The organism is uncultured Adlercreutzia sp., from assembly GCF_958431955.1.
Lineage (GTDB): Bacteria > Actinomycetota > Coriobacteriia > Coriobacteriales > Eggerthellaceae > Adlercreutzia.
Genome location: NZ_CAUASN010000030.1, coordinates 21,576 through 31,365, shown reverse-complemented (window position 1 = coordinate 31,365; position 9,790 = coordinate 21,576). Strand labels below are relative to the sequence as shown.

The window sequence follows — 9,790 nt, the reverse complement described above, 5'->3', positions numbered from 1 at the left end:
CGCCCGCCCCAAGATGCCGGCGCTCACGGTGATGCCCCCGGCGACGAAGGACGACAGCCCCAGCGCGAGCGCGCCGAGCGGCAGCGCGGCGCCGTCGGTCCCGCAATCGGCGAGGGCCTGGTAGGTGACGACGGCAGCTGTGGCGATGCCGAGCAGCCCGAAGATCACGAGCAGGTACGAGAACATGCGGAGATACCAGGTGGCGGTATCCTTGCGCTCGGACGTCACCGCGGCTCCTTTCAACGGACGGCGCGCCCCGCGGCCCGGCACCGCGCTGCGGTTTCAACTTGGTGGCAGCTTGCGGGCATGTTGTGGGCTTGGGGCCTGAAGATGGGGGTCATGATACCATAGCGCCATGGATTCGACGCTTCTCCAACAAACCCCCTTGCAGCCCGATCCCGGCATTGGCAGCGGGAGCGCCAGCGAGCGCACGCCCTGGGGCCTCAAGGTGTTCGGTGTGCTGCTCATGGTGGGGGGCGCCCTGCTCATTCCGCAGGTGGTCGGCGTCATCGTCACGGTGGTGGAGGTGTTCGCCACCGGGGCCTATAGCGACGACTCGGTGCTGACGATCATCCTCTCGCTCGTGCTCGCCGCCGCCGTGTGCTTCGCCATCGTGGCGGGGGTGGTGCTCGGCGTGCGCCTCGTGCGCGGCCGGCGCCGGCGGGCGCGGCTCATCGCCGAGTCCATGGCCATCGCGCTGTCCGTGGCCTTCGCGAGCGACCTTATGCTGTACGGGGTGAACGAGGGGCTGTGGCTTCTGGGCGTGGCGGCCCTCATCCTCGTGGCGGCCCATGTGGTCGTCGACCCGTCGCTGTCCGACGAGCGCGAGCTGCAGCGTCGGCTGCGCCTCATGGAGACCCGCGAGGAGCTGGAGGAGGGCACGCTCGGCTTGGACAAGTCGGGTGCGGGCTTCATCGAGCTCGACTTCTTCAATCTGTTCTGGATCTTCGTCATCGCGAGCGTGGCCGGGGTGGTGATCGAGTCGATCTACCACGTGCTCGTGGTGGACTTCGGCCATTACGAGGACCGCGCGGGGCTTCTGTGGGGGCCCTTCTCGCCCATCTACGGCTTCGGGGCGCTGCTCATGACGCTCGCGCTCAACCGCTTCCACAACGCCCCCGTCGCTGTGGTGTTTTTGGTGAGTGCGCTGATCGGCGGGGCCTTCGAGTACTTCGTCAGCTGGTTCATGGAGTACGCTTTCGGCGCGGTGGCCTGGGACTACACCGGCACCTTCCTCAACATCAACGGCCGCACCAACTTCATGTTCATGTGCATGTGGGGCGTGCTCGGGGTGGTGTGGGTGCGCCTGGCGCTGCCGGCGCTGCTGCATACGGTGAACCTCATCCCGTGGCGTTGGCGTTACTCCATCACGGCGGTGTGCGCGGCGCTCATGATCTTCAACGGCATGATGACGCTCGTGGCCCTCGACTGCTGGTATTCCCGCCTGGCGGGTGCGGCCCCCGACAACGCGCTCGAGCAGTTCTGCGCCGAGCATTTCGACAACCAATGGATGGAGCACCGCTTCGAGTCGATGAGCATCGACCCGGGCGCGGCCCACCGGTCCTCCTAGGAGCGCACGACCATGGTAGACGATCCGTACAAGGTGCTGGGGGTTGCGCGCGACGCCTCCCCCGACGAGATCAAGAAGGCCTATCGCAAGAAGGCCCGCGAGAACCACCCCGACCTGAACCCGGACGACCCGGCGGCCGAGGAGCGCCTGAAGAAGATCAACGAGGCCTACGACCGCATCACGAACCCCGAGAAGTACGCGCGGGAGGACGCCCGCCGCCGCGCCCGGGCGCCCTACAGCCCGGGCTATACGGGCTACGGCACGCCCGGGGGCAACCCCTTTGCGGGCGGCGGCTCGGCTACGGGCCCGGGCGGCTACCAGTACCAGTGGGTGGAAGTGGACTGGGACGACATCTTCAACAGCTGGGCCCGGGCGAGCGCGGTGCCCAAGCCCGAGGTGTCGGCGACCGACTCGGCGGAGCTGCGCCAGGCGGTGCTGTTCATCGACGCGGGCAACTACAAGGCGGCCCTCTCGGTGCTGGCGGCGCTGCCCCTGGCCGCGCGCACGGGGCGCTGGTACTACCTGGCGGCTTTGGCCAACTACGGCGCCGGCAACGCTGTGGCCGCGGTGGACCAGATTCGCGCGGCCCGCAAGGCCGAGCCCACCAACGCCGACTACCGCCAGGCCGAGGCCGTCATCGGGGCGCGGGCGCGGGCTTACCAGCAGGAGAGCGAGCGCCGCGGCTTCTCGGCCGGGTGCGATCCTTCCACGCTGTGCTGCTGCGCGGTGTGCGGCCCCACCCTCTGCCAGCCGTTTCTGTGCTGCCTGTAGGGGTGCGCCTTCGGGCCGTTTCCCCTGTGCTAAGATGAGCGATTGACTGAAATATGCGCCGCTTTCGCGGCGCTTCCCGTGTGAGGAGGTTTTCGTGCCCCAAGCGACAGATTGGGCCGATGTGCGCGTGGTGGGTATCCCGCGGGCGCTTCTGTTCTACCGGTTCGGCGTGCTGTGGACGACGTTCTTCGAGGGTATCGGCCGCACGGTGGTGGTGAGCGATCCGACCGACAAGGCCATCGCCGATGAGGGCGAGCACCTCTCGGTGGACGAGTGCTGCCTGGCGTCGAAGGTGTTCATCGGGCATGTGGCGAGCCTCGTCGGCCGCTGCGATGCCGTGTTCGTGCCGTGCTATCCCACCGACGACCACCGTGCCGGCTTCTGCACGAAGTTCCAATCGGTGACCGATATGGTGAAGAGCACCTTCCGTGACCAGCATCTGCGCGTCGTGTCCTGCGAGGTGCGCAACGCCCGCAAGGTGAAGGACGTGCGTCGCCCCTTCGAGGAGATGGCCGCGCGCATGGGGGTGTCGCCCCGCGATGCGCGCCGGGCGTTCAAGGCGGCCTGGGAGGCCCAGGAGGCTCACGACAAGGCCCAGGCCGATGCCCAGGTGCGCCTCATGCGCGCGCTGGACGAGCGCCGTGCGGCCGCCGCGGCCGCCCGCGAGGCCGGCGAGGGATCGGGTTCGGGCGAGGCGGCTCCCCTGGGCATCCTCGTGGTGGCGCACCCCTACATCACCCACGACCCCTATATGTCCGGCGCGGTGATTGACGCGCTGACCGACATGGGCGCTACTGTGGTGTACGCCGATGCGGTGGATCACGACCGCGCCTACAAGAAGAGCTTCGAGTTCTCCGACACCATGCCCTGGCTCATCAACCGCGAGCTCATCGGCGCCATCCTCATGTTCGAGGACCACATCGACGGCATCGTGCTCATCAGCGCGTTCCCCTGCGGCCCCGACTCCATGACCGACGACGCCATCATGCGCTGCATCCAGGGCAAGCCCATTTTGAACCTGATGATCGACGCGCAGTCGGGCACGGCCGGCGTGGAGACGCGCGTGGAGAGTTTCGTCGACATCCTGCGGTTCCAGCAGAAGGGAGGCTATGTCCGTGGCTAAGCCCCAGACCATGATCGAGCAGGTGCGCTCGAAGGTGTCCGTCGAGCGCGAGCGGCTGCGGCCGCCGAGCCTGCACGCCGACCGCAAGGCGGCCAAGCGCGCCCGCCACAAGGCCAAGCACCACAAGTACACCAAGGCGGCCTTCTTCCGCTACTGCTACTACGACCCGGCGTTCAAGTTCTTCTGCGAGCAGGTGCTCGATGTTGACTACCTGCCCCTGCCCGAGGCCACCCGCACTGCCAGCGAGGTAGGCGTGCAGAATTCGAGCGACTACGTGTGCACGCCGTTCAAGCACATCCTGGGCGACTTCGCCGAGGCGCTCGACCTGGGCGCCGACATCCTCATCCAGTTCGGCGGCCCGTGCCGGCTCGGCTACTACGGCGAGCTGCAGGACTCCATCCTGCGCGACATGGGCTACGACTTCATCATGCTGAACTTCGCCCACGGCATCGAGAAGGGCTACATCGGCTGGGCCAAGGAAGTGCTGAAGACGGTGAACCCCGACGTGGATATTCCCCACGGCGTGGTGCAGCTGAAGGCCGTGGCGAAGATGATCGCGCACCTGGATTCCCTGCGCGACTTCTACCTGGCCAACGCCGGCTTCGAGCGCGAGCGCGGGGCCTTCGACGCCGCCTGGGCCCGCGCCATGGACGCCATGCGCGCCTGCACCGACGAGCGCGACGTGAACCAGGCCTTCCGCGACGCCATGGGCGAGATGCGCGCCATTCCGCTCGACAAGCCGGCCGACCCCATTCGCATCGGCATCGTCGGCGAGATGTTCACCGCCATCGACGAGCGCAGCAACCTGGAGCTCGACCACAAGCTTCTGGCCATGGGCGTGGAAGTGCACCGCATGCTGAACTTCACGAACCGCTACCTGCGCTACAACGAGCCGAACCTGCGCGTGGGCGCGAAGGACTACCTCACCTACGACATGGGCCCCACCTCCACCTTGACGGTGCTCGCCGCGAAGAAGTACGCCGAGGGCGGCTTCGACGGCATCATCCACGCGAAGTCGGCCGGCTGCACTCCCGAGATCGACTGCATCCCGGTGCTGCAGAAGGTGAGCGAGGACTTCGCCGTGCCCATTTTGTACCTCACCTACGACTCCCAGACCTCCGACACCGGCCTGGACACGCGCCTCGAGGCGTTCTACGACATGCTCGCCATGAAGAAGGAGAAGAGAAAATGACGAAGGCTTATCTCGGTATCGACATCGGGTCCATTTCCACCAAGGGCGTCGTCATCGACGAGGACCGCACCATCGTCGCGCGGTCGTATCTGTGGACCGAGGGCAACCCCACCGAGGCGTCGAAGAACGTCGTGCGCGAGCTGGAGGCCCAGCTGGCCGAGGCCGGCGGCGACTTCCAGATCGTGGGTGCCGGCACCACCGGCAGTGCGCGGCGGCTCGTGGGCGCCATGCTGGGGGCGTCGGTCATCAAGAACGAGATCACGGCCCATGCCGTGGGCACCACCTACCTGCACCCCGACGTGCGCACCATTCTGGAGATCGGCGGCCAGGACTCGAAGATCATCTGCGTGTCCGACGGCATCGCGGTGGACTACGCCATGAACACCTTGTGCGCCGCGGGCACCGGCTCGTTCCTCTCGTCCCAGGCCCACCGTTTGGGCGTGGAAGTGGAGGAGTTCGGGGAGGTGGCCCTCGCCTCGAAGAAGCCGGCGAACATCGCCGCCCGCTGCACCGTGTTCGCCGAGAGCGACCTGGTGCACAAGATCCAGGTGGGCTACGCCCGCGAGGACATCATCGCGGGGCTCTGCAACGCCGTGGCGAGCAACTATCTGAACAACGTGGGCAAGGGCAAGAAGATCGCCGCGCCCGTGGTGTTCCAGGGCGGTGTGTCCAAGAACGCCGGCGTGGTGCACGCCTTCGAGGAGCAGCTGGGCATGCCCGTGACGGTGGATCCGGACGGGCACCTCATGGGCGCTTTCGGCGCGGCGCTCCTGGCGGCCGATGCCGGTCCCATCGAGAATGCCGAGTCGGGCCCGTTCGCGAGCGGCACCTTCGACTTCGAGGCCATGCTCGACTTCGACTTCAAGACCCGCGAGGTGGAGTGCAACAAGTGCGCCAACCACTGCGAGATCATCTGCGTCTACCGCGACAAGGACATTATCGACAGCTGGGGCAACCGCTGCGACAAGGGCGCCGTGAAGACCACAGCCTAGGGCGGCTGCGGGAGGGCGGCGGGGCCGTTGTCCGAGCCCCGCTCCGCTGTTCGCCTTCGGCTCAGGCGCTTCGCTCCTTCATGCTTTGACTGGGTGGTCTTCGACCACCCTTTCTTTTTTGGCGTTCAGAGGTCTCGGCCAACGATTCCGCCGCCCTCCCGCGTCTTCCTTAGTTGATTTCCGCCGATTGCGAAGGGGCCGCTGGCCGAGCGGCCTCTTCTCTTTTTCGGGAGAGTCGATAGCATCAGAACATTCGACTTTTCACGGAAGAGACTTTGAGAGCGAGGTAGATGCGGTATGGCATTGGGTGTGGGAAGAAAAGAACTGGTCATGGTGGGCGTGCTGCTCACGGGCACGCTTTTGGCGGTGCTGAACCTGACCATGCTGTCGCCGGCGCTGCCGGCCATTATGGCCGACCTGGGGGTTGATGCCACCACGGCCCAGTGGCTGACCTCGGTGTACGCTCTGGTCGAGGCCGTGGTCATCCCACTTTCGGCGTACCTGGTCGGGCGCTTCACCACTCGCCAGCTGTTCATCACGGCGCTGTCGGTGTTCACGGCGGGAAGCCTGGCAGCTGCTCTGGCCCCGAACTTCTGGGTGCTTCTGCTCGGCCGCATCATGCAGGCGGCCTGCACCGGCGCGGTCATGCCCATGGTGTTCACGGTCATCCTGCTTGTGTTCCCCCGTGAGAAGCGCGGCACGGCCATGGGCGTCATCGGGCTCATCATCGGGTTCGCCCCGGCCGTGGGGCCGTCGTTGTCGGGCCTGCTGGTGGATTCCGTGGGCTGGCGCGCCCTGTTCGCCATCGTCACGGCTCTCGGCGTGGTCGTGGTGCTGCTCGCCGTGCGTCTGCTGCGCAACTACGGCGACTTCGCCCGCACCACCTTCGACAAGCTCTCGGTGGCGCTCTCCACGGTGGGCCTCGTGTGCCTGCTCTACGGGCTTTCCACCTTCGCCTCCACCACGAACATGGCCCTCACGCTGGGGCTCATCGCCGTGGGCATCGTGCTCGTGGCCCTGTACGTGCGCCGTCAGCTGAAGCTGCCCGAGCCCATGCTGAACGTGCGCATCCTGAAGGCGCGGCCCTATGCCACGGCCGCCTGCGTCATCATCATCGTGCAGGCGTCGCTTCTGGGCTGCGAGGTCATCACGCCGCTCTACATCCAGGGCACCCTCGGGTTCACAGCCACCATGTCGGGTCTGGCTATGCTGCCTGGCGCGGTCATTGGCGCGTTCACGGGCCTTGTGTCGGGTCGTTTGTTCGACCGCTTCGGCGTGCGCAAGGTGGCGGTGCCCGGTGTTATCGTGGCCGTGCTCGGCGCCTCGGGGCTCGCGCGCTTGGGCATCGATGCGAGCTTCATCACCGTGGTTCTCACCTACACCACGCTCGTCATCGGCCTGCAGTTCACCATGACGCCGCTGAACACGTGGGGTGTGAACTCGCTGGACAACCGCGTGATCCAGCACGCCCAGGGCCTTTCGAACACCATGAACCAGGTGGCCGGCTCCTTCGGCACGGCGGTGCTCGTGTCGGTGTCGGCCCTGGCACCTCTGGTGGCCCCCGATCTGCCGGCGGCGGAGCAAGCCTATCTGGGCGAGCACATGGCCTACTGCACCACCTTCGGCCTCATGTGCGTGGCGGCGCTTGTCATCATCTTCCTGGTGCGCAACCGCCCGACTGCGGCGGTCACGCCCGCCGAGCGCGCCGAGGAGCCGGTGGACTTCGCGGCCGGCATCTCGGGCGTGGCGGTGGACGGCACCGCGGACGAGGTGCTGGACGGCGCGCCGGGTGCCGACCGGGTGTACCGGGCTGCGGATGTGATGAACCGCGAGCCGGTCTGCGCCCGCGAGGGCGATACCATGGGCGCGGTGGTGCGCCTCATGGCCGACAACCAGACGAGCGGCGTTCCCGTGGTGAACGAGGCGGGCGATCTGGTGGGCTTCGTGACCGACGGCGACGTGGCGGCCTACCTCGGGCGCACCGAGATATCCCTGGCCGATGCCACGCTGAACATCTACCGCTACGTGGACGACGCCGCCGAGATGGACCGCCTGAAGGAGCTTATCGGCCTGAACGTGATGAACGTGGCCACCAAGCGCGTGGTCTCGGTGGAGTGGGACACGCCGGTGGACGAGGTGTGCCAGCTGTTCGCCTCCAAGCGCATCAAGAAGGTGCCCGTGGTGCGCGACGGCAAGCTCGTCGGCGCCCTCTCGCGCCGCAACATCATGACCTCCCTCGCCGAGGCCATCGAGCTTCTGGAGAAGTAGGGCGTCGAGATTTCCTCCGGAGCTTTCGGGCCCGTAGCGCACATGCGCTGCGGGCCCGTTCTTCTTGACGGCCCCGGTTAGGTGTGTTATACGTATAACAATCTAGATAGGAGGTTGCGATGGCCGAGAACGTACTGGTAAGCGCGCGGGTGCCGCAGGCGAAGAGGGACGCTTCGAGGGGTGTGCTCGCCTCCTTGGGGGCGAATACGTCGGATCTTATCAACAGCGCCTTCGATTACCTTCTCGAAAAGCGCGAGCTGCCGGCTGCCGCCGCTCCTCCGCGGCCGAGCTGGGAGGAGCTCGACGCGTTCCTGGCGGTCTCGACGATCGACGTCGACTGGGGAGGCGATGCGCCCGATGGCGACTACCGGGCGATCCTGAGGGGCGGAAAGCGGGAGCGCTATGAATCTCTTGCTTGATACCAACGTTCTCATCGACTACCTGGGCCGCAAGGAGCCGTTCTTTCCCGCTGCTCAGAAAGTGGTCATCGCGGGGTTTTTCGGCGACGCGCGACTGTGGGCTCCTGCCCAGTCCTTCGTCGATGCCTTCTACGTCCTGAGCCGTTACGTCGAACCGGCGCGGTTGCAGACTGCCATTGCGAAGACGCTCACGGTGATAGCGCCTGTCGATCTGACGGGGGCCGCCCTCGAACGGGCAGCCCATCTTGGCTGGGACGACCTCGAGGACTGCCTGATCGCGCTTGCCGCCGAGAAGACGGGTGCCGACTACCTCATCACCCGCGATGCCAAGGGGTTCTCCCGATCCGCCGTTCCGGCGCTCTCGCCCGATGCATGGGCCCGGGTTATGCGCGAAGAGCACGGCCTCGACTACGGCGAGGTTCCGCTCTAGGGAGGCGCTGCCCTTTCCAAGCCTCCTTCCCTATGCGGCGAAAGCTGATCGGGGATGCGGCGAAAGTCGAGCGAAACCTGACCGCGATCAGGTGTTTTATCGGGCCATCACCAACCATGGGTGATGGCCCGATCTGCTGATTTATCACCAACGGATTCCCCTGTTTTCATCAATAGCGGACGTTTCAAAGCCTGCTCGCTTCTCGGTAAAGTGCTGGCAACGCACGAGAGGCGAGGAGAGATTCATGAACGACACTGCTACGAGGAACGAGGCGCAGGCCCAAGCTGCCGCGGCTTCTGCCGCCGACCCGGCTCGGCCGGTCGAGGCTTCCGGAAAGACCGCTCATACCTACGAGGAGGTGCGCGCCGCCATCACGGCGAATCGCGCGAACACGCTCGCCCTGCTCGGCTGCTTGCGCGAAGTGCCCGAGCCGCGTCCCTTCCGCGAAGCCGAGGCGGCCATGGAGGGCTCGCGTGCCATGGCCCTTACCATGCAGAACCCCCATGCGCTCTATGCCATCTTGCTGAAGTGCGGGGCGGTGGAATCCATTCCGGTGTCCGAGGACGATGCTGCGATGGTCGAGGCGGTCGCCGAACCCGATGCGGTCCCGGCAGCCGAGGCCGAGGTGGCCGAGGCTCATGCCGATCTCGCCGATCTCCCCGATCTCCCCGATCAGCCCACGGACTACCTGCTGTGCATCACCGATCTGGGGCGTGCGGCCTTGGACGAATTCGAGCCCACGAAGCGCTTCGGCGAGCTTCTGGCCGTCGAGCCGGACGGCTATGGCGACGCCTATCGGCGCGTGCTCGCCCTCTGCGAGAACGGCGCCTCCAAGGCGGCTATCGAGGACGCCTTGGCGGGCCATCCTGCCCTCGCGTTCCCCAAACAGATCTACCCGGGCTATTTCATCTCCAAGTTGGAGACCGTTGACGGTATCTCATGGGACGGCGCATGGCGCACGACCGAGGAGGGGCGCCGCATGCAGGCGCTGCTCGCCTAGGCCACGCCCGTTCCTGGGACATAGA

The 9,790-nt window shown here is 66.5% G+C and carries 10 protein-coding genes; 9 read left to right on the top strand and 1 reads right to left on the bottom strand.

Annotated features, from left to right (window positions below; all coding sequences use genetic code 11):
• Positions 1-228, bottom strand: a 228-nt coding sequence (locus tag Q5064_RS08975) for a hypothetical protein (protein WP_302964021.1), incomplete at its 3' end; no start/stop codon positions are given.
• Positions 229-355: 127 nt separating this feature from the next.
• Between Q5064_RS08975 and Q5064_RS08970 the strand changes: the two genes are divergently transcribed.
• From Q5064_RS08970 to Q5064_RS08930, 9 genes are all read left to right on the top strand, one after another.
• A complete protein-coding gene (locus Q5064_RS08970; protein WP_302964020.1) occupies positions 356-1,570 on the top strand; it encodes a putative ABC transporter permease in 1,215 nt (404 codons plus the stop codon).
• A 12-nt stretch (positions 1,571-1,582) separates the two neighbouring features.
• Complete coding sequence (locus Q5064_RS08965; protein ID WP_302964019.1) at positions 1,583-2,341, top strand: DnaJ domain-containing protein; 759 nt, start codon at positions 1,583-1,585, stop codon at positions 2,339-2,341.
• Positions 2,342-2,435: 94 nt separating this feature from the next.
• Positions 2,436-3,464, top strand: coding sequence for an acyl-CoA dehydratase activase-related protein (locus Q5064_RS08960; protein WP_302964017.1), 1,029 nt, complete (start codon positions 2,436-2,438; stop codon positions 3,462-3,464).
• The gene (locus tag Q5064_RS08955) at positions 3,451-4,656 is read left to right on the top strand and encodes a hypothetical protein (protein WP_302964015.1); all 1,206 of its coding nucleotides are present in this window, start codon (positions 3,451-3,453) and stop codon (positions 4,654-4,656) included. Before Q5064_RS08960 ends, Q5064_RS08955 begins: the two co-directional genes overlap by 14 nt.
• On the top strand, positions 4,653-5,648 hold the full coding sequence (locus tag Q5064_RS08950; protein ID WP_302964014.1) for an acyl-CoA dehydratase activase: 996 nt from the start codon (positions 4,653-4,655) through the stop codon (positions 5,646-5,648). Before Q5064_RS08955 ends, Q5064_RS08950 begins: the two co-directional genes overlap by 4 nt.
• A 309-nt stretch (positions 5,649-5,957) precedes the next feature.
• Positions 5,958-7,916, top strand: coding sequence for an MDR family MFS transporter (locus Q5064_RS08945; RefSeq protein ID WP_302964011.1), 1,959 nt, complete (start codon positions 5,958-5,960; stop codon positions 7,914-7,916).
• Between the two features lie 119 nt (positions 7,917-8,035).
• Positions 8,036-8,335 (top strand): hypothetical protein, encoded by a 300-nt coding sequence (locus tag Q5064_RS08940; RefSeq protein ID WP_302964010.1) that lies wholly within the window; start codon positions 8,036-8,038, stop codon positions 8,333-8,335.
• Entirely contained in the window at positions 8,319-8,765 is a 447-nt protein-coding gene (locus Q5064_RS08935) for a PIN domain-containing protein (RefSeq protein WP_302964008.1), read from the top strand. Before Q5064_RS08940 ends, Q5064_RS08935 begins: the two co-directional genes overlap by 17 nt.
• Before the next feature lie 244 nt (positions 8,766-9,009).
• On the top strand, positions 9,010-9,765 hold the full coding sequence (locus Q5064_RS08930) for a hypothetical protein (protein ID WP_302964006.1): 756 nt from the start codon (positions 9,010-9,012) through the stop codon (positions 9,763-9,765).
• Positions 9,766-9,790 lie beyond the last annotated feature (25 nt).

Excerpts from the sequence above, each read along its gene's own strand:
- Q5064_RS08930 (WP_302964006.1), top strand. The coding sequence starts at position 9,010 with ATGAACGACACTGCTACGAGGAACGAGGCGCAGGCCCAAGCTGCCGCG.
- Q5064_RS08965 (WP_302964019.1), top strand. The coding sequence starts at position 1,583 with ATGGTAGACGATCCGTACAAGGTGCTGGGGGTTGCGCGCGACGCCTCC.
- Q5064_RS08970 (WP_302964020.1), top strand. The coding sequence starts at position 356 with ATGGATTCGACGCTTCTCCAACAAACCCCCTTGCAGCCCGATCCCGGC.
- Q5064_RS08935 (WP_302964008.1), top strand. The coding sequence starts at position 8,319 with ATGAATCTCTTGCTTGATACCAACGTTCTCATCGACTACCTGGGCCGC.
- Q5064_RS08955 (WP_302964015.1), top strand. The coding sequence starts at position 3,451 with ATGTCCGTGGCTAAGCCCCAGACCATGATCGAGCAGGTGCGCTCGAAG.
- Q5064_RS08940 (WP_302964010.1), top strand. The coding sequence starts at position 8,036 with ATGGCCGAGAACGTACTGGTAAGCGCGCGGGTGCCGCAGGCGAAGAGG.
- Q5064_RS08950 (WP_302964014.1), top strand. The coding sequence starts at position 4,653 with ATGACGAAGGCTTATCTCGGTATCGACATCGGGTCCATTTCCACCAAG.